Annotated in this window: 17 protein-coding genes and 1 pseudogene; 9 read left to right on the top strand and 9 right to left on the bottom strand. The window is 62.8% G+C overall.

The window, feature by feature from the left end:
- The first annotated feature begins 107 nt into the window (after nt 1–107).
- The gene (locus Q8L25_RS14710; protein ID WP_308925525.1) at nt 108–476 is read left to right on the top strand and encodes a hypothetical protein; all 369 of its coding nucleotides are present in this window, start codon (nt 108–110) and stop codon (nt 474–476) included.
- Between the two features lie 83 nt (nt 477–559).
- Entirely contained in the window at nt 560–1,018 is a 459-nt protein-coding gene (locus tag Q8L25_RS14715; RefSeq protein WP_308925526.1) for an acyl-CoA thioesterase, read from the top strand.
- 88 nt (nt 1,019–1,106) lie between these two features.
- Here the strand turns inward: Q8L25_RS14715 and Q8L25_RS14720 are convergent, their stop codons facing one another.
- The 5 genes and pseudogenes from Q8L25_RS14720 to Q8L25_RS14740 form a co-directional block, all read right to left on the bottom strand.
- Nucleotides 1,107–2,513: a DEAD/DEAH box helicase gene (locus Q8L25_RS14720; RefSeq protein WP_035820280.1), complete on the bottom strand. Its 1,407-nt coding sequence runs from the start codon at nt 2,511–2,513 to the stop codon at nt 1,107–1,109.
- Between the two features lie 347 nt (nt 2,514–2,860).
- Nucleotides 2,861–3,382 carry a DNA-binding protein gene (locus Q8L25_RS14725; protein ID WP_308925527.1) on the bottom strand — a complete coding sequence of 174 codons (522 nt, stop codon included), beginning with the start codon at nt 3,380–3,382 and terminating at the stop codon, nt 2,861–2,863.
- A gap of 5 nt (nt 3,383–3,387) precedes the next feature.
- Nucleotides 3,388–3,666, bottom strand: a pseudogene (locus tag Q8L25_RS14730) (hypothetical protein).
- 73 nt (nt 3,667–3,739) lie between these two features.
- Nucleotides 3,740–4,528, bottom strand: coding sequence for an enoyl-ACP reductase FabI (gene fabI / locus Q8L25_RS14735; protein WP_308925528.1), 789 nt, complete (start codon nt 4,526–4,528; stop codon nt 3,740–3,742).
- 92 nt (nt 4,529–4,620) lie between these two features.
- Nucleotides 4,621–6,033, bottom strand: coding sequence for a transglycosylase SLT domain-containing protein (locus Q8L25_RS14740; RefSeq protein ID WP_308925529.1), 1,413 nt, complete (start codon nt 6,031–6,033; stop codon nt 4,621–4,623).
- Between the two features lie 318 nt (nt 6,034–6,351).
- Here Q8L25_RS14740 and Q8L25_RS14745 point away from each other — a divergent pair, with 318 nt between their 5' ends.
- On the top strand, nt 6,352–6,936 hold the full coding sequence (locus Q8L25_RS14745; RefSeq protein WP_308925530.1) for a DUF1415 domain-containing protein: 585 nt from the start codon (nt 6,352–6,354) through the stop codon (nt 6,934–6,936).
- The gene (locus tag Q8L25_RS14750) at nt 6,926–7,138 is read left to right on the top strand and encodes a DUF1289 domain-containing protein (RefSeq protein ID WP_308925531.1); all 213 of its coding nucleotides are present in this window, start codon (nt 6,926–6,928) and stop codon (nt 7,136–7,138) included. The genes Q8L25_RS14745 and Q8L25_RS14750 overlap by 11 nt, the downstream gene beginning before the upstream one ends.
- A gap of 52 nt (nt 7,139–7,190) precedes the next feature.
- Here Q8L25_RS14750 and Q8L25_RS14755 read toward each other — a convergent pair whose 3' ends face one another.
- Nucleotides 7,191–7,697, bottom strand: a complete 507-nt coding sequence (locus Q8L25_RS14755) for a DUF1993 domain-containing protein (RefSeq protein ID WP_308925532.1) — start codon at nt 7,695–7,697, stop codon at nt 7,191–7,193.
- A gap of 248 nt (nt 7,698–7,945) precedes the next feature.
- Between Q8L25_RS14755 and Q8L25_RS14760 the strand changes: the two genes are divergently transcribed.
- Together Q8L25_RS14760 and Q8L25_RS14765 are read left to right on the top strand one after the other, a co-directional pair.
- A complete protein-coding gene (locus Q8L25_RS14760; protein WP_308925533.1) occupies nt 7,946–11,062 on the top strand; it encodes an EAL domain-containing protein in 3,117 nt (1,038 codons plus the stop codon).
- A gap of 19 nt (nt 11,063–11,081) precedes the next feature.
- Complete coding sequence (locus Q8L25_RS14765; RefSeq protein WP_308925534.1) at nt 11,082–13,355, top strand: xanthine dehydrogenase family protein molybdopterin-binding subunit; 2,274 nt, start codon at nt 11,082–11,084, stop codon at nt 13,353–13,355.
- A gap of 4 nt (nt 13,356–13,359) precedes the next feature.
- On the opposite strand, the gene Q8L25_RS14770 is transcribed toward Q8L25_RS14765, so the two are convergent.
- Nucleotides 13,360–13,782: a thioredoxin family protein gene (locus tag Q8L25_RS14770; protein WP_308925535.1), complete on the bottom strand. Its 423-nt coding sequence runs from the start codon at nt 13,780–13,782 to the stop codon at nt 13,360–13,362.
- A 272-nt stretch (nt 13,783–14,054) separates the two neighbouring features.
- On the opposite strand from Q8L25_RS14770, the gene Q8L25_RS14775 reads away from it, so the two are divergent.
- Nucleotides 14,055–14,972 (top strand): 23S rRNA (adenine(2030)-N(6))-methyltransferase RlmJ, encoded by a 918-nt coding sequence (locus Q8L25_RS14775; protein WP_308925536.1) that lies wholly within the window; start codon nt 14,055–14,057, stop codon nt 14,970–14,972.
- A 147-nt stretch (nt 14,973–15,119) separates the two neighbouring features.
- Nucleotides 15,120–16,388, top strand: coding sequence for an EAL domain-containing protein (locus Q8L25_RS14780; protein ID WP_308925537.1), 1,269 nt, complete (start codon nt 15,120–15,122; stop codon nt 16,386–16,388).
- 3 nt (nt 16,389–16,391) lie between these two features.
- Here Q8L25_RS14780 and Q8L25_RS14785 read toward each other — a convergent pair whose 3' ends face one another.
- Together Q8L25_RS14785 and Q8L25_RS14790 are read right to left on the bottom strand one after the other, a co-directional pair.
- The gene (locus Q8L25_RS14785; RefSeq protein ID WP_308925538.1) at nt 16,392–17,141 is read right to left on the bottom strand and encodes an SAM-dependent methyltransferase; all 750 of its coding nucleotides are present in this window, start codon (nt 17,139–17,141) and stop codon (nt 16,392–16,394) included.
- A gap of 13 nt (nt 17,142–17,154) precedes the next feature.
- On the bottom strand, nt 17,155–17,763 hold the full coding sequence (locus Q8L25_RS14790; RefSeq protein ID WP_308925539.1) for a Maf-like protein: 609 nt from the start codon (nt 17,761–17,763) through the stop codon (nt 17,155–17,157).
- A 193-nt stretch (nt 17,764–17,956) separates the two neighbouring features.
- On the opposite strand from Q8L25_RS14790, the gene Q8L25_RS14795 reads away from it, so the two are divergent.
- The gene (locus Q8L25_RS14795) at nt 17,957–18,454 is read left to right on the top strand and encodes a DUF177 domain-containing protein (RefSeq protein ID WP_308925726.1); all 498 of its coding nucleotides are present in this window, start codon (nt 17,957–17,959) and stop codon (nt 18,452–18,454) included.
- Nucleotides 18,455–18,605: the final 151 nt, after the last annotated feature.

Raw genomic sequence — 18,605 nt, forward strand, 5'->3', positions numbered from 1 at the left:
GCGGGCCGGGCGCAGCGCGCACGGCCACTGAATCACCTTGCCTGTTGCCGATGCGCAGCGGGGCGCGTACCATGAGGGCCGAACACCTGGCCTTTTATGGAAAAGTAATGAAGAACGAGAAATTAACAACCGATGAATATGACGCGCTGGAGCAGGTTGCACGCGGCATCAAGACCGAGCGCCCGAGCGCTTGCGTTGCCCGCAATGCCAAGCGCCTGTCGGGCCTGAAGCTGCTCAGCTATGCCAGGGATGGCCGTTTGTCCATCACCGACAAGGCGCAGCAACTGTTGTTCCTGCGCCGCTGCATCATGGGCTTGCGCGCCGTCGCGGCCGACCCGCTGGCCAAGCTCGACACCGAGGTGGCTTACTTCCTGGGCAAGAAAGCCCATATCGTGGCGCGCGCCGAAGGCGAGGGGCACGACATTTCCGACAAGGGCCGCGAATCGCTGGCCGACATCGATACGCTGGGCCTGTAAGGCCTGCCACCGGCCCTTGAGGCCGGTTTTCAATTCCCCCTCACTTTTATCTTTTCCCTTTGGAGAACACTTTGGACAGCGCGATGAACTGGTCGGCCCACGAACTGACGATGACGGTCCTGATGACGCCCGATATGGCCAACTTTTCAGGCAACGTGCACGGCGGCACCATTTTGAAGTACCTCGACAGCGTCGCCTACGCCTGCGCCAGCCGCTATTCGGGCAGCTATGTGGTGACCCTGTCGGTCGACCAGGTGATGTTCCTGCAGCCGATCCACGTCGGCGAGCTGGTGACCTTCCTGGCGTCGATCAATTACACTGGCACCACCTCGATGGAAGTGGGTATCCGTGTGGTAACGGAAAACATCCAGCAGCGCCTGGTGCGCCATGCCAACAGCTGTTATTTCACCATGGTGGCGGTGGACGCCAATCGCAAGCCGGTGGCCGTGCCGCCCTTGGTGCTGGAGACCGACGAGCAGAAAGTGCGCTTCGAGCAGGCCAAGCTGCGCAAGCTGTCGCGCCAGAAAGTGTCGAAGAAATAAACGCCGCAGGACATAAAAAACGGCCACCAGAAGCGATTCTGGTGGCCGTTTTTATTGCTCGCTACCTAGCCGAGGCGTTCTTCCGTGATTAACGGTCGCCGTAGCTGCGGCGTGCGCCGTCGGTGCTGCGCGGGTTCGAACCCTTGTAGCCGCCGCCGGTGCTCGGGGCGCCGTCCTTGCGTGGTGCGCCAGGTTTGCTGAACGTGCGTTGGCCTGGTTTTGCGCCGCCGCGGTTGTCGCCTGGTTTCCAGCCGCCTGGACGGGCGCTCGAACGTGGCGCCGACGCGGTTTTCTTCGGCTCGAAGCCTTCGATCACATTGACCGGGATCAATTGCTTGGTGAAGCGTTCGATGCGTTTGACGTTCATGCCTTCAGCGTGGTTCACCAGCGAGATCGCCAGGCCATTGCGGCCGGCGCGGCCGGTGCGGCCGATGCGGTGGACGTAGTCTTCCGGGAACTTCGGCAGATCGTAGTTGAACACGTGGGTGATCGTCGGCACGTCGATGCCGCGGGCGGCAACGTCGGTGGCAACCAGCACCTTGACCTGGCCGCGGCGCATGCCGTCCAGGGTGCGGTTACGCGCGCCCTGGTGCATGTCGCCGTGCAAGGCGGCAGCCGAGAAACCGGCGATGTTCAGGCGGTCGGCGATGGTGTCGGCGTCACGCTTGGTGGCGGTAAACACAACGGCCTGGTCCAGCGATTCGTCGCGCAGCAGGTGGTCCAGCAGGCGATTCTTGTGCGACAGATCGTCGACGAAGTGGACGCGCTGGGTGATGTTTTCGTGCTTGTTGCTCGAGCTTGCCACCTGGATGACCAGCGGGTTTTTCGTGATGCGGCGTGCCATGTTGCCGACCACGCCGTCCAGGGTTGCCGAGAACAGCATGGTCTGGCGGCCTTCTGGCGTGGCTTCGACGATTTTTTCGATGTCGTCGATAAAGCCCATGTCCAGCATGCGGTCAGCTTCGTCCAGCACCAGGATTTCCAGTTGCGAGAAGTCGATCTTGCCCGAATCCATATGGTCGATCAGGCGGCCTGGGGTGGCGACCAGGATCTCTGGATTCTTGGCCAACAATTGCATCTGTTTCGGGTAAGGCATGCCGCCCAGGATCGACACAGCCTTGATGCGGCGGATGCCGGTGCTGTACTTGTCGGTATTGGTGGTCACTTGCAGGGCCAGTTCGCGGGTCGGCGTCAGCACCAGCATTTTTGGCTGGGCAGCCTTGAAGCGTGGACGCTCGCCGCGGGCGCGCGACGCTTGCATTTCCTGGTTCGGCGTCTTGCCGGCGGCGCTTTGTTCGGCGCTGGCCAGTTTGTGCAGCGACGGCAGCATGAATGCCGCGGTCTTGCCCGAACCGGTCTGCGACGAGACCAGCAGGTCACGGCCTTCGATCGCGGCAGGAATCGCTTGCGACTGTACCGCGGTTGGCGCGGTGTAGCCCGATTCGGTCAGAGCGGCGATGATGGACGGATGCAGGCCTAAGGATTCAAATGTCATTCTTTTTTCTTTCGTGAAAATCAGCGTTCTTGCAAAAAGCAGAACGCAAAATAGCAACGCCAACCAAAACGAAATGACTCAACTAAAAAGAAATTTCGGCACAAAAGCTTTGCGCCGGGACGGTGTCAGGTGCGACACACAAGGCGGGAGGGCTTTAATAAGCGGCATCCTGAGGATGCGCTAAGGCTTGCGAAGCTGCTAAATTTATCGTGCATCTCACTGCGGAGGGAAACATATTGCAGCGCACAACGACACTATACCGTATTTCCCACGGTTCTGCACGTTCTAAATGAGTTTGCCTGCGCCGGGCGCCAGATTTGTAGCATTTCCGGTAGTAAAAAACCGCATTAGCGCAGCATGGCCACGATGTCGGCTGGCAACGGCGCCGCGATTGCCGCATCCCTGGCGAGATTGACCTGCATGGTCGCCTGCGCCAGTTCGACCAGATTGTCTTGCAGTGCATAACCGCCTTTGGCTTGCAGCCAGGACAGTACTTGCGCCAGACGCCAGATGGTGGTGCTGCCTTCGTGCACGGGCGCCGGAAAACTGTGGCGATACTTGTTCATCAGCTTGTGCATGTTTTGCCGCGTCAGTCCCAGTATTTGGGCGACGTCGCTCAGGCCGACGAAATCGGGCGCCGCCTCGACCAGGGTGGCGCCGGGAATGGCGGCCTTGACGTCGGCCATGGCACTCAGCAGCGCCGTCTGCGCGCTGGCGGCGTCGCGCGTGAATTCCAGCGCCAGCCGGCCCTGCTGGCCCAGGCCCAGCAGGGCGTCGTCGCAGCCGCCGCTGCCGAGCCGTTCGGCCAGCGCATCGAGGTCGCTTCCCTGTTCCGGGAGGCGGTATTTGAGCGTGAAGAGATAGTCCATGGCAGCTACCTTTGCGGTTTCTTGTACATGATGTCAAGAATCACTTTTTGCGCGCTACAGTGATCGACCACCCGGCGCAGCGCCCGCGCATGGTTGGTGGCGTTCTTCGGCGTGCTCCAGATGCAGGCGATGCAAAACTCGCCGCAGCGGCATTGGGCATCGTTCCAGGGGCAGTACATCTTGCCTCAGGCATGGCTGCCACCGATTTCCACGCGCCAGCCCTGGCTTTCCGCGTGACGCAACGCCGCTTCGATGTCTTTTTTGGGGTGCGAAGAGCGAGCCATGGCATGCCTCCCAGAGTAGGGTGAAATATTTCGGTTGTCAAGTGACAACCGCAAGATTCCGGCTGCCAGCGCTTCAGTCTACTTCCGGATGGACCGCCATCACTTGCGAAAAGCCGCCGTCAACATAGGTGATCTCGCCCGTGATGCCCGAGGCCAGGTCCGATAGCAGGAACGCTGCCGTATTGCCGACTTCCTCGATGGTGACATTGCGGCGCAGCGGCGCATGTTCGGCCACGAAACCCAGCAATTTGCCGAAGTCCTTGATGCCCGAGGCGGCCAGGGTCTTGATCGGGCCGGCCGAAATGCCGTTGGCACGGATGCCGCGCGGTCCGAGCGACTCGGCCAGGTAGCGCACGGAGGCTTCCAGCGAGGCCTTGGCCAGGCCCATGGTGTTGTAGTAGGGCACGGCGCGCATGGCACCCAAGTAAGTCAGGGTCAGCAGCGAGGCGCCCGGCTGCAGCAGCGGCAGGGCGGCCTTGGCCATGGCGGGGAAACTGTAGGCGGAAATATCGTGCGCGATGCGAAAATTTTCACGCGAGAGGCCGTCGAGAAAGTCGCCAGCAATCGCTTCGCGCGGCGCAAAGCCGATTGCATGCACCAGCCCATCGAGGTGCTCCCAGTGCCGCGCCAGGTCGCTGAACACGGCGGCGATCTGTTCGTCGCTGCCGACATCGCAGTCGAATACCAGTTCGCTGCCAAACTCCGCCGCGAACTCGGTGATGCGCTCGCGAAAGCGCTCGCCGACATAGGTAAAGGCCAAGGTGGCGCCTTCGCGGCGGCAAGCCTTGGCGATGCCGTAGGCGATGGACCGGTTCGACAACAGGCCGGTAATGAGGATGTGCTTGCCTTGCAAGAAAGCCATGGCGACTCCTGGAAGCTGGGTGGGCAATGTAAAACCGGCCGCGACAGCTAGGCTGTGGCGGCCGGCGGGTTCAGCGCTGTATCAACAGAAGATCAGTGACGCGCCTTGGCACGGTTGTTGCCGCCGCCGCGCTGGATGCGCGGCTTGACCAGGGAAATGGGCGCGGCCTGCACCTTGCCGCCCTTGACGGCGCGGCGGACATTCTTCAATGCGCGTTCCGGACGGTCCGCTTCGAACAGCATGGTGGCGTTGTCGGCGATTTCCTGGGTGATGTTCATGTTCATCGTGGCCGAGGTCTTCGGCACCAGGATGGTCGAACCGGCGCGCAGGCGCATGCGCTGGGGAATATTGTTCGCCTGGCGCAGCACGTCGGCCGTGGTGCCGAATTTCGACGCCAGCGTTTCGATGCGTTCACGCGCATTGGTGATCTTGTGCGTGGTCCAGCTCGACAGGGCATGGCCCCATTGCGCCAGGTTGGTGGTGAACTTGGCCGCGTTTTCCTGTGGCAGCAGGATCTTGGTTTTTTCGCCGCCGATGATGACCGGACGGTTGAATTGCGGGTTCAGCGCCTTGAATTCGTCGGTCGACAGCTCGGCCAGCTGGGCCGCGACGGTAATGTCGATGTCGCTGGTCTTGTCGATCGCGGTAAAGTATGGCTGGTTGTCGACCACCGGCAGGCTCAGGCCATACTGGGCCGGGTTGGCGATAATGTTTTTCACCGCCTGCAGCTTGGGCACGTAGTTGCGCGTTTCGGCCGGCATCAGGTCGGCCAGGCTTTCAAAGTCGGTTGGCTTGCCCAGCGACTGGTTTTTCTTGATGGCGCGCTGCACCGAGCCTTCGCCCCAGTTGTAGGCGGCCAGCGCCAGTTGCCAGTCGCCAAACATGTCATACAGGCGCTGCAGATAGGTCAGCGCCGCATCGGTCGAGGCGATCACGCCGCGGCGGTCGTCCTTGAACATGTTTTGCTTGAGGTTGAAATCGCGTCCGGTGGCCGGCACGAATTGCCACAGGCCCGCCGCGCTGGCGCTGGAGAAGGCCTGCGGGTTGAAGGCCGATTCGATAAACGGCAACAAGGCCAGTTCGGTCGGCATGCCGCGCTTTTCCAGTTCCTGCACCACGTGGAAGATATAGCGCGAGGCGCGCGCCGTGGTGCGGGCCAGATGGTCGGGGCGGGTGGCGTACCAGTTGACGTGGTTGGCAACCAGCTGGTTGTTCAGGTCGGGAATCGCATAGCCGCTGCGGATGCGGCCCCAGACATCGGCTTCGCGCAGCGGATCGGAACTGTCGCTGAGATTCTTCATCAGGCGATCGGTCTTTTGCAGGCGGTTGTCGAGGGTGGGGAGTTTTGCCGTGACCTGGGCGGTCATCGGGATCAAGGCCGGCAGGGTGGCGGCGACTGGTGCGTTATCGCTCTCAACACCGGCTTCGTACGCCTGGCTCAGGGCTGGCGCCAGGGCCAGGACCAATGCCGCCAGCGCGGTCGATTTAAAGGAGTTTTCGTGCATAGTGTTCCATTGTTGTCGTCGAAGAAACATCGGACTGACCCATGATCAAGCAGCGAGTGTACGTATATCCACATGCCGGAGTCAAGAATTATGTCAGCCTGATGACGGCATAAAGGGAAGTTTCCATTCGCAAATAGTGCAATTATTGCCAATAAAATTTGCCCAATACCGTGTTCGGCCGCTGTTATAGCATAGTTGCGCCATGGCCTGGCGCAAGCGTGGCAGCCCTCAAGTATGAGACTGCGCAAAGAGTGCGTACAATTTGGCTTTGGCCGGCCGCTATTTGCCGGTCGCCCTTATCGATAGAGAGTCCTGCTGATGAATACCCCGCCGCGCCACGACGACGACCACGCCGTCATTATCGCCAACACCGTCGACTGGCTGGAAAAAGCCGTGATCGGCCTGAATCTGTGCCCGTTTGCCAAGGCCGTGCATGTCAAGAAACAGATCCGCTACGTGGTCTGCGATTCGGGCAATCCGGAAGACCTGCTGGCGATGCTGATGGACGAGCTGCAAACCCTGGCCGACACCAGCCCCGAGCAGATCGACACCACGTTGCTGATCCACCCATATACCTTGAACGATTTCCTCGACTACAACGAGTTCCTCGACGTGGCCGATGCGGCGGTGGAAGACATGCACCTGGCCGGCGAGCTGCAAGTGGCCAGTTTCCATCCGGATTACCAGTTTGCCGAGACGTTCGAAGATGACATCAGCAACTTTACCAACCGCTCGCCGTATCCGACCCTGCACCTGCTGCGCGAGGACAGCATCGAGCGCGCGGTGGAAGCGTTCCCGGAAGCGTCCGAGATTTTCGACAAGAATATCGCCACCCTGGAAAAGCTGGGCCTGGACGGCTGGCAAAAGCTCGGCATCGCGAAGGCGGGTTCAGATGGGCGATGATTCGGCGCAGTTGCAAGATCCTTTGCCCGAGCGCCCCGACACGCCCTGCGTGGCCGTCTGTTCCACCACGTTTGATGAAATCTGCCGCGGCTGTGGCCGCAGCGTGGTGGAAGTGGCGCACTGGGTGTCGATGACGCCGGAACAAAAAGAGCTCGTCTGGGTGCGGATATTGGCGCAGGGCTACCCGCGCCGGAATACTTGAAACCCAGATGCAACTGCCGGGGTCGGACCCGAAGGATCCTACCCCTTGCTATTTAATAACTGCCGATAAAATCTTTCTTGCCGACTTCCACGCCGTTGTGGCGCAGGATGTCATACGCGGTGGTGGCGTGGAAGAAGAAATGCGGCAGCGCGTAGTGGAACAGATAGGTCTGGCCCGTGAAGTGCTTGGTCTTTTCGACGCTGCCGGTAGTGATGGCGCGCGTTTCGCTGCCTTCGATGTCCGCTGCCGGCAGGCTTTCCAGGAAGGCGATGGTTTTCACGATGCGCGCCTTCAGTTCGGCAAAGCTCTGTTCCGTATCTTCATACGGTGGCACGGCCACGCCGGCCAGGCGCGCGCCGCAGCCCTTGGCGAAGTCGGTGGCGATCTGGATCTGGCGCACGAACGGCAGCATGTCCGGGAACAAACGGAACTGCAGCAGCGCGTTCGGATCGATTTTCTTGTCTTGCGCATGCGTTTCGGCCTTGTCCAGGATGGCGGCCAGGCTGCCCAGGATTTGCTTGAAGACGGGAATCGATGCGGAATGGATGGAGAAGGTCATGGTGGTTCCTCTAGGTAAAGTGGCGCGATGATAGCAAGGCGCGGCCTTTTCTGCTGGCCAGGCGGGGAAACGCCTGCGGGGCGTGTGGTTTCTGGTACATATTCCTGCCGCTTGTGGCGCCAGATGTGACTTTGTGCGCTTTTTCCATGCATAATTGCCTTTGGAAAATTCCTCCCGCCGTTCGCTTCCCGTAACCTCCCGCTACCATCCGATGACCGCTCGCATGACTTACCCTGGCCCGTGCCTGCATGGCTAATTCCCCCCATCGCCGCTGGCTGGCCAGCCTACGCACCCTGTATGGTTCCTCGATCTATGGCGCCTTGCTGCTGGTGGTGCTGGGCGGGCTGGTGATACCGGCCCTGATCGGCAGCTATCTGCTGGTCGGCGTGCACGAGCGCCAGTCGGCGCGCACCAGCCTGAATGAAGCGCTGCAGCGCAATGCCGACATCCTGGCGTTGGGCATGCAGGAGTCCTTGTGGAACATGAATGCCGAATCGGCCCAGTCGCTGGTCGAATCGGTGATGCGCGACCGCGCCGTACTGCTGGTGCAGGTGGTGGGCCAGGCCGACACCGAATTCATGCGCCTGCAGGCGCCGCAGCGCCCGGTCGGCAATGTCTACCGCGCCGAACGCGATATCGCCGTGCGCGGCGAACGCATCGGCCATGTGGTGGTGGAAATGGACGATGCGCGCAGCCAGCAGGAATTGCGCGAAAAGCAGATCGCCTATGTGTTCGTGCTGGGCGCGCAGCTGGCCATCTCGATGGCGCTGATCGTGCTGTTCATGAACCGCCGCCTGCTGCGGCCGCTGCGCCGCTTGATGCGCTTTTCCGACCGCCTGTCGCATGGCGATTTCGATACGCGCCTGGAAGCGGGCGGCAATGACGAGCTGGGCCGGCTGGCCACGCAGCTGGAACAGATGCGCGCCGCCATCCGCCAGCTGTTCGAAGACGTCGGCCAGCGCGAAGAGCGCTTCCGCACCATCGTCACGCAAGTGCCGGGCGCCGTGTTCCGCTACCGGCCCGACGGCCCCATCGATTTCATCAGCGACGCCATCGAAGACATCGTCGGCTATACGGCCGCGCAGCTGATGCGCGGCACCACCCACGCCTGGGTCGACCTGATCTGCCCGGAAGACCGCCGCACGCACCGCCGCGCCGTCAAGCAGGCGGTCGGCGAGATGCGCCCGTATGCACTCGAATACCGCATCGTCGACGCCACCGGCACCGAGCGCTGGGTGGCGGAAAACGGCCAGCCGCAGGCCGGCAGCGCGGGCATGGTCTGGGTCGACGGCATCATCGCCGACATCAGCCAGCGCAAGCACCATGAAATGCGCATCGAAGCGCTGCTGACCGAGCAGAGCGCGATTCTCGACAATGTGATGTTCGGCGTGATGTTCGTGCGCCACCGCCGCATCGTGTCCGTCAACCGCCGCTGCGAAGAACTGTTCGGCTATGACCATGGCGCCATGACGGGCAGCTCGACCGCCATCGTGTTCCCCACCCAGTACGATTTTGAAGAGGCCGGCGAGCGCCAGTATCCGGCGCTGGGGGCCGGCGGCGACTTCAGCGAAGAGCGCCATTACCGGCGCCGCGACGGCAGCCTGTTCTGGGCGCTGGTGAGCGGCTGCGCGCTCGATCCGCTGCGCCCCGCCGAAGGCAGCATCTGGGTGTATGCCGACATCACCGCGCGCAAGGAAGCCGAAGAAAAGCTGCGCCTGTCGGCCACCGTGCTGGAACATATCGCCGACGCCGTGATGGTGGTCGATATCGAGGGCGTGATCGTCGCCGTCAATCCCGCCTTCACGCAGATCACCGGCTATACCGAGGCCGAGGCGGTCGGACGGCATTCCTCGCTGACGCGCTCCGAACGCCACGACGAGGTGTTTTACCAGACCATGTGGGATGAGCTGATCGCCTCCGGTTTCTGGCGCGGCGAGATCTGGCGCCGGCGCAGGAACGGCGAGCTCTACCTGGAATGGCTGACCATCAGCGCCGTGCGCGACACGCATGCGCTGACCACCCATTACGTGGGCGTGTGCAGCGATATCACCCAGGTCAAGCAGGCGCAGGAAAAGCTCGACCACCTGGCCCATCACGATCCGCTCACCGCGCTGCCGAACCGCCTGCTGTTCCACGACCGCTTGCAGCACGCTTTGCTGCGCGCCGCGCGCGACGGCGAGCAACTGGCCATCCTGTTCATCGACCTGGACCGCTTCAAGAATGTGAACGACACCCTGGGCCACCATATCGGCGACGAACTGCTGCAGCAGGTGGCGGCGCAACTGGCGGTGCGCCTGCGCGAAGGCGATACCCTGGCGCGCCTGGGCGGCGATGAGTTCATCGTGCTGCTGGAAAATGTCGACGGCCAGTACGGCGCAACCCAGGTGGCGGAAAAACTGGTGGCCATGTTCGAGCAGCCGTTCCTGGTGGCCGGCCACGAATTGTTCGTCACCTGCAGCGTGGGCGTGAGCCTGTTCCCGGATGACGCGCAGGACCTGAACATGTTGATCCGCAATGCCGACGTGGCCATGTACCAGGCCAAGGCGCGCGGGCGCAATGGCTACCGTTTCTATGCGCCGTCGATGACGGGCGAAGGCATCGAGCGGCTGCGCCTGGAAACATTCCTGCGCCGCTCGATCGAAAAGAACGAGATCTTCCTCAATTACCAGCCGCAGGTGGAAATCGACACGGGCCGCCTGATCGGCGTCGAGGCCCTGGTGCGCTGGAACCACCCGGAACTGGGCCTGATTCCGCCGGCCCGCTTCATTCCGCTGGCCGAGGACAGCGGCTATATCAACCAGCTGGGCAAATGGGTGCTCGACGAAGCGTGCCGCCAGATGATGCGCTGGCAGGCGCAGGGCCTGCATGTGCCGAAGATGGCCGTCAACCTGTCGGTCAAGCAGTTCGAGCGCGGCAGCATGGCCGGTGTGGTGGCCGACATCCTGCGTGAAACGGGGCTGGCGCCGCAGCGGCTGCAGCTGGAGGTGACGGAATCGGTGATCATGAACACGGGCGACGCGCTCGGCTATATCAACGACCTGCATGCGATCGGCGTGGGCCTGGCCATCGACGACTTCGGCACCGGTTATTCCTCGCTGGCGTACCTGAAGCAATTGCCGGTGCAGACCTTGAAAATCGACCGCTCCTTCATCAAGGACATCTCGAGCGACGCCAACGACGAAGCCATTGCGATCGCCATTATCCAGCTGGGCAAGAGCATGCAGCTGTCGGTGATCGCCGAAGGCGTCGAGACGCAGGAGCAGGCCGCCTTTTTGCTGCGCCATGGCTGCCGGCTGGCGCAAGGCTATTTTTATAGCCGGCCGGTGCTGGCGCAGGATATAGTCGAGCGCTGGCGCGACAATTGAATCTGACTGGATGAATCCCATGGCTGCAACCCTCCCGACTTCCCGCCGGCGCTTCCTGTTGAAAGGCCTGGGGCTGGGCGTGGCCGGCGTCGGCGCGCTGGTCGTGGGCTGGGGCGTGCTGCCGCCGCGCCAGCGCCTGCACGGCAGCGTGCCCCTGCCGGTCAAGGATGGCGCCGTGGCGCTGAACGGCTGGCTGGCGGTCCGGCTTGACGGCACGGTACTGCTGGCCATGCCGCGCAGTGAAATGGGGCAGGGCGTGCATACCGCGCTGGCCATGCTGGTGGCCGAGGAACTCGACGTGCCTTTGGCGTCCATCAGCCTGATGCAGGCGCCGGTCGACAAGATCTTCGGCAATCTCGCCATGCTGGTCGACGGCCTGCCGTTTCATCCCGATGACGAGGGGCGGCTGAAACAGCTGGCGCAGTGGACGGTGGCCAAGGCCGCGCGCGAACTGGGCGTGGTTGTCACCGGTGGTTCTTCCAGCGTCAAGGATGGCTGGCAGCCGATGCGCGAGGCCGGCGCCTGCGCGCGCGCCATGCTGGTGGCGGCCGCCGCGGCGCAGTGGCAAACGCCAGCGTCGCAATGCCGCACCGAGAACGGCGAAGTCGTGCACGCCGATGGCCGGCGCGCCGGCTACGCCAGCCTGGCGCAACGCGCCAGCGCGCTGGACCCGGGCGCGCCGGCGCTGAAATCCCCGGCCGATTTCAAGCTGATCGGCAAGGCCATTGCGCGCACGGACACGCCGTCGAAGGTCAATGGCAGCGCCGTGTTCGGCATCGATGCGCGGCGGCCCGGCATGCTGTACGCGGCCCTGCATCTGCCGCGCCGCCTGGGCGATATCTTGTCGTCGTTCGATGCGCCGGTGGCGCTGGCGATGCCGGGCGTGAAAAAAGTGCTGGACCTGACGCCGGCCCTGGGTCAGCAAAGGGTGTCGTGCGCGGCGGTTGTCGCCGATACATGGTGGCGCGCCAAGCAGGCGGCGGCCACCCTGCCGACGCAGTGGCAGGCGGGCGTGCAGTCGAATTTGTCCAGTGCCGACGTGTATGCCGATTTTGCGCGCCTGCTCGACAGCGAAGCCGGCCACACCTACCACGCCAGCGGCAAGGTCGACGGCAAGCAGGTGCAGGCGATGCGGCACGTCACCGCCGAGTACCGCGCGCCGTTCCTGGCCCACGCGGCGATGGAGCCGGTCAACTGCACCGCGCAGGTCAAGGATGGCAAGGTGCATCTGTGGGTCTCGACCCAGGCGCCGGGCATCGCCGTCGACGTGGCGGCCAAGGTGGCCGGCGTGGCCAGCAGCGACGTGTCCATCGAGGTGCTGCTGCTCGGTGGCGGTTTCGGCCGCCGGCTGGAGGTGGACATGGTGGCGCAGGCGGTCGCCATCGCGCTGCAGTGCGAGGGTGCTCCGGTGCAGCTGATCTGGACCCGCGAACAGGATACAAAGCACGATATGTACCGGCCGGCCGCGCTGGCGCGTTTCAGCGCCCGGCTCGATGCGCAGGGCCGCATCGCCGCCTGGAGCAACAAATCGGCCAGCGCCTCGATCACGCACCAGTACCTGCAGCGCAATTTCGGCTTGCCCGGCATGGGACCCGACAAGACCACCGCCGAAGGCGAATTCGACATGCCGTACGAGATCGCCAACCAGCGCATCGCCCATGTGATTGCGGACAGCCTGGTTCCGGTCGGCTACTGGCGTTCGGTGGGCCACTCGCACAATGCGTTTTTCAAGGAAAGTTTTATCGACGAGCTGGCGCATGCGGCCGGGCAGGACAGTGTCGCCTTCCGGCGCGCCATGCTGGTCAAGCATCCGCGCCACCTGGCCGTGCTGGACGCCGCCGTGGCGAAGGCCGGCAGCGCGCCGCCCGGCCATGCGCACGGCGTGGCGCTGCACCAGTCGTTCGGCAGCATCGTCGCGCAAGTGGCGCAGGTGTCCGTGGAGAGCGGCGAGATCCGCGTGCACAGGGTGGTGTGCGCCATCGATTGCGGCCTGGCCGTCAATCCCAATATCATCGCCCAGCAGATGGAGTCAAGCGTGCTGTTCGGCCTGTCGGCGGCGCTGGGCGGCGAGATCACCTTCAAGGAGGGCAGGGTGGAGCAGGGCAATTTCCACGACTACCCGGTGCTGCGCATGGGGCAGGCGCCCCACGTCGAGACCATCATCATCGCCAGCGCCGCGCACCCGGAAGGCGTGGGCGAGCCGGGCACGCCGCCAATCGCGCCGGCGGTGGCCAATGCGCTGTTTATCCTGACCGGAAAACGGCTGCGCAGCCTGCCTCTGCGGCTGGGGTGAAGCCTCAGGCCGCCGCCAGCATGGTGCGCAGATTGCAGTCACGCTGCCAGCCGCGCCGCTCGCTGGTGCTGGTCGACAAGGCCGCCAATTCGGCCGCAGTGAGCGCCTGCTGTGCCTGCACCATGCGGTGCGCCAGGCCGCCATCGGGCAGCACGGTGCCGAAAAACGCCACGTTGTCGTCCTGCTGGATCAGCAGGGTCGGGAAGTTCTCGATATCGAGTTCGCCCACCACCTCGGACTGGTCTTCGATATCGACCCAGACGAACACGGCGTCAGGATGGCGCGCGGCCAGCTCCTCGAACGTATTGCGGTAGGTGGCGCAGGTGCCGCACCATTGCGCGCACAGGCAGGCGACGATCCAGCGCGGGCCGGCCAGGGCGGCGGCGATGTCGGCGCGGTTCTCGGTAGTCAGGGTCAGGCTATGCATGTCTTTGTGGCATTCAGTGCAGATGGCGCTCGCGCCGATGCGCGTATTCTACCGCGCCCGGCCGGGTCAGGCTGGGCAACTGTCGAGCTGGTTTGAGCGGTTTTTTGATGCCGAGGCGGTTTCTAGTGGATAATGCGGGGATATTGCGCGCTGATTACGCTGGTCCATGCTGTTTCCTGGTCCGGCAGCCTGACCCTCCCAGTCTGTTCCCATGCTCTGCCCGGTGTAAGCGCAGCCCCCACCTTTACTTTATTTTATGGAATTGCCAGCTTATGTTGAGTTACCGCCACGCCTTTCATGCGGGTAATCACGCCGATGTGTTGAAGCATTATGTGCAGATTCAGTTGTTGCAGTACCTGAATCAAAAAGATACCGCCTACAGTTATATCGATACCCACTCGGGTGCCGGCGTGTATGCGCTCGACGGCGGCTATGCGTCGAAGAACGCCGAGTACGAAACCGGCATCGCCCCGCTGTGGGACCGTACCGACCTGCCGGCCTCGCTGGCCGAATACTTGAAACTGATCAAGGAAATGAATCCGAGCGGCAAGATGCGCTACTACCCGGGTTCGCCGTACTGCGCCGACCAGGTCAGCCGCGAGCAGGACCGTTTGCGCCTGTTCGAACTGCATCCGGCCGATGCGAAGATTCTTGCCGATAATTTCCGCAAGGTCGAGGCGCATGCGTTGGCCCAGGGCGAGCGTCCTGCCGTGCGCGGCAAGCGCGTCATCATCACCAAGGCCGACGGCTTCCAGAGCCTGAAAGCGCTGCTGCCGCCGCCATCGCGCCGCGCGCTGGTGCTGATCGACCCGCCCTATGAAGACAAGATGGACTACCGCAAGGTCAAGGACACCCTGGCCGACGCGCTCGTGCGTTTTCCGTCCGGCATCTACGCTGTCTGGTACCCGGTGCTGCAGCGCATGGAATCGCGCCAGTTCGCCGACAAGCTCAAGCAGCTGCCGGCGACCGAATGGCTGCACGTGACGTTGACGGTGAACACGCCGTCGCCGGATGGCTTCGGCCTGCACAGCAGCGGCATGTTCATCCTGAACCCGCCGTACACGCTGGAGCCGATGCTGCGCGAAGTGATGCCCTACCTGGTCAAGGTGCTGGGCCGCGACGACGGCGCCAAGTTCGTGCTGGAAACAGGCAAGGGCGGCGTCAGGAACACGGGCACGCGCCGCGTCTGAGCGTGGTTTGCGCGCACAGCGTGTGCTGTAGCACATAGTTGTACAGCAGGCTGGGGCTATACTGGGTGCGGGTCGGCAAGCGCCGGCCCAGGCCCTGCCGCAGCCTGAACGCGGCCCTTCTTCGCGGGCTGTTCCATGACTATTTCCTTGCAATCTGACAACCCTGCGCTGCAGGATTTCTTTCTCGCCCGCCAGCCCATCCTGAACCGCGACCAGCGCCTGGTGGCCTACGAATTGCTGTTTCGCAGCACCGCCGAAAACCAGGCCATGATCACCGGCGACGCCGTGGCGGCCACCGCCACCGTCATCGCCCATGCGTCCGACCTGGGCATGGAGCAGGTGGTGGGCTTGCAGCTGGCCTTTATCAATGTCGATGCGGTGGCGCTGATGAGCGACTTCATCGGATTCCTGCCGCATCACCGCGTGGTGCTGGAAATCCTCGAGACCGTGCGCCCGACGCCGGCCCTGCTGGCCCGCATCAGCGAGCTGCGCCATGCCGGTTTCCGTTTTGCGCTCGACGACGTGGTGCTCGACACGCCCGACGTGCAGCAATTGCTGCCGCTGGTCGACGTGATCAAGGTCGATATCGCCCAGCTGGCGCCCGACGAATTGCCGCGCCTGGCGCAGGTGCTGGCCGTGTCGCGAAAGAAATTACTGGCGGAAAAAGTGGAAACCATGGCCCAGTTCGAGCAATGCCTGGCGCTGGGCTTTGATTTTTTCCAGGGTTATTATTTTGCGCGACCCGTGATTCTCAGCGGCAAGCGCATGTCGGCCTCGGAGCTGGCCATCCTGCATCTGCTGGAACTGATACAAAGCAATGCCGACAACCGCGAGCTGGAGCGCTGCATCAAGCACGACGCGATGATCGGCCTGAACCTGCTGCGCCTGGTCAATACGCCGGCCGTCAGCGCCGGCGTGCGGGTCGACACCCTGGGCCAGGCCTTGCTGCTGCTTGGCCGCCGCCAGCTGCAGCGCTGGCTGCAGATTTTATTGTATGTGCGGCCGGGAACGTCGGCGCAATTCACCTCGCCCTTGCTGCAACTGGCCACCACGCGCGGCAAGCTGCTGGAACTGATGACGGAAAAACTGCGCCCGGGCCAGCACCAATATGCCGATATCGGCTTTACGGTGGGCATCATGTCGTTGATGGACACCCTGTTTTCCATGCAGATGAGCGAAGTGGTCAGCAGCGTGCGCGTGAACAGCAAGGTCAGCGATGCGCTGCTGTTCCGCCACGGCGAGCTGGGCAACATGCTGGCGCTGGTCGAGCAGGTCGAACAAGCCGACGGCGGCCCGGCCACGGCCGCCATGCTGGAGCAATTGCAGCTGTCTGAAAACGAGCTGACGGCGATCCAGGTGGCTGCCTATGCCTGGGTCAACGATTATGTGCACGGCATCTCGCGCACTGTGCATTGAACCTTATTGGCCCAGCAGCAGGAATACAGTCGGCTTCTTGTGGAAGTCCGGCGCCTTGCCGGCCGCCAGCTGTTTCTTCCATTGTCCGCCATTCAGGGTCTGGATCGCCTCCGTATCCAGGCTGAGGTCGGTTGCCACGCAGATCAGCGTCGATGGTGCGCATTGCGCCACCAGCGCTTCGAGCATGGCGGCGTTGCGGTAGGGCGTTTCGATAAACAGCTGGGTCTGCTTTTCGCTGCGCGAACGGCTTTCCAGTTCCTTGATGCGCTTGGCGCGCAGCGCCGCGTCGGTCGGTAAATAGCCGTTGAAGGCAAAGCTCTGGCCGTTCAGGCCGCTTGCCATGACCGCCAGCAGGATCGACGAGGGTCCTACCAGCGGGCGCACTTTCACGCCATGCTGATGCGCCAGGCGCACCAGGTCGGCGCCGGGATCGGCCACGGCCGGCACGCCCGCCTCCGACACCAGGCCCGCGTCGCGCCCTGCCAGCAGCGGTGCCAGCAGGCTGGCCAGCGCCTGCGCCGGGGTATTCACGTTCAGCTCGGAAATGGTGATTTCCTGCAACGGTTTCGCCAGCGGATGCTTCGTATTGATCAGTTTCAAGAAGGCGCGCGCCGTCTTGGCATTTTCTGCGACGAAATAATCGAGCTGCGAGGTGATCAGGCGCACCTGCTCGGGAATGATATGGTCCAGCGCATCGTCCGGGCCGTCGGACAGGCCAAGGTGGTTGGGGATCAGATAAAGGGTGCCGGTCATGGGTTACTCTGGTTTAAATGGTGAAAAACGCCACGCCCGCGCGGCGCAGCATGCCCGTCAGGGCGATCAGCGGCAGGCCGGTGAGGGCGGTCGGATCGGTCGTGTTGATGCTGTCAAGGATGGCGATGCCCAGCCCCTCGTTCTTGGCGCTGCCGGCGCAGTCATATGGCTGTTCGATGCGCAAATAGGCGTCCAGTTCGGCGTCCGGCAGGTCGCGCACGGTGACCAGGGTCCGGATATCCTCGACTTCGGCGGTGGCGACCGCCTGGCGGCCATCGAGCAGGCACAGCGCGGTATGGAAGATCACTTCGCGCCCGCGCATGGTTTGCAGCTGGCGCAGGGCGTTGGCATGGTTACCCGGCTTGCCGATCTGCGCGCCGTCCAAAGTGGCGACCTGGTCGGAGCCGATCACCAGGCTGCCGGGAAAGCGGTCGAGCACGGCCTGCGCCTTGGCCTGCGCCAGGCGCAGTGCGGTGGCGCTGGGGCTTTCACCAGGCAGGGGATGCTCGTCGAGGTCGGGCACGGCCACCTCGAACGGCAGGCGCAGACGCGACAGCAGCTCCTTGCGGTAGGCGGAACTCGATGCAAGTATCAAGCGCGATGGGTTGGAAGTTGGTATCATTCGGGTCTGTAAAGCGGCTGGCAAGGCCGCCAGTGTAGTCTGCCGCAGCGTTGCCGGGCAAATCCTGCTTGCGGTTGTCCCCACCATACAGCGCATTCCTGGCCTGCTTGATATCAAAAAAATGCAAGCAGGCTTTGACTCCGGCTTGAAAACCCTGCTATCATCGCTGGTTTTCCGGGGAAATTTTCTACCAATGAATGCTTTTGTGATCGACGCCTTTGATTTTTGTCGTATCAGCGGGAGCCGCGAGGGTGTCACTCCTGTCGCTGAAATGACCCGGTTGACCAAGGATTGCGCAGATACTTCCGGTGAGCTCGCCTGGAAAATCGTCGGCGGCACCAGCAAGCTGGGCTACCCGCAACTTACCTTGTCGGTCAACGGCACGGTTCAGCTGGTATGCCAGCGTTGCCTGGCCCCGTTTGCTTACGATATCGATTCTTCGACAGTACTGATGCTCGGCAAGGATGACGAGCATGCGGACGAGATCGAAGAAATCATCGACGATGAGTCGATCGACGTGATCGTCGGCAGCCGCAGCATGGATGCCGCGGCCCTGATCGAAGATGAAGCCTTGCTGGCCTTGCCGCAGGTACCCAAACATGACGTCTGCCCCGATACGGCGCAGCTCGATGCTCTCAAGACTGAAAAGAAGTCGCCGTTTGCGGCACTGAAAGACTTGAAGCCAGAATAAGTAGTGGTAGTAGTACTTAGAGAACGTGTCAAACGCGTGTAGTAATCGAGTATGGCAGTGTGTAGTGAAACGTAGCATGAAATAAACGATGTGGTACGGCCTGTTTTCGGATAGTCTTTGCCGCTGGGATACTCGATTCGCATGAATTTGC

The sequence above is a fragment of the Janthinobacterium sp. J1-1 genome, assembly GCF_030944405.1.
Taxonomy (GTDB): Bacteria; Pseudomonadota; Gammaproteobacteria; order Burkholderiales; family Burkholderiaceae_D; genus Janthinobacterium.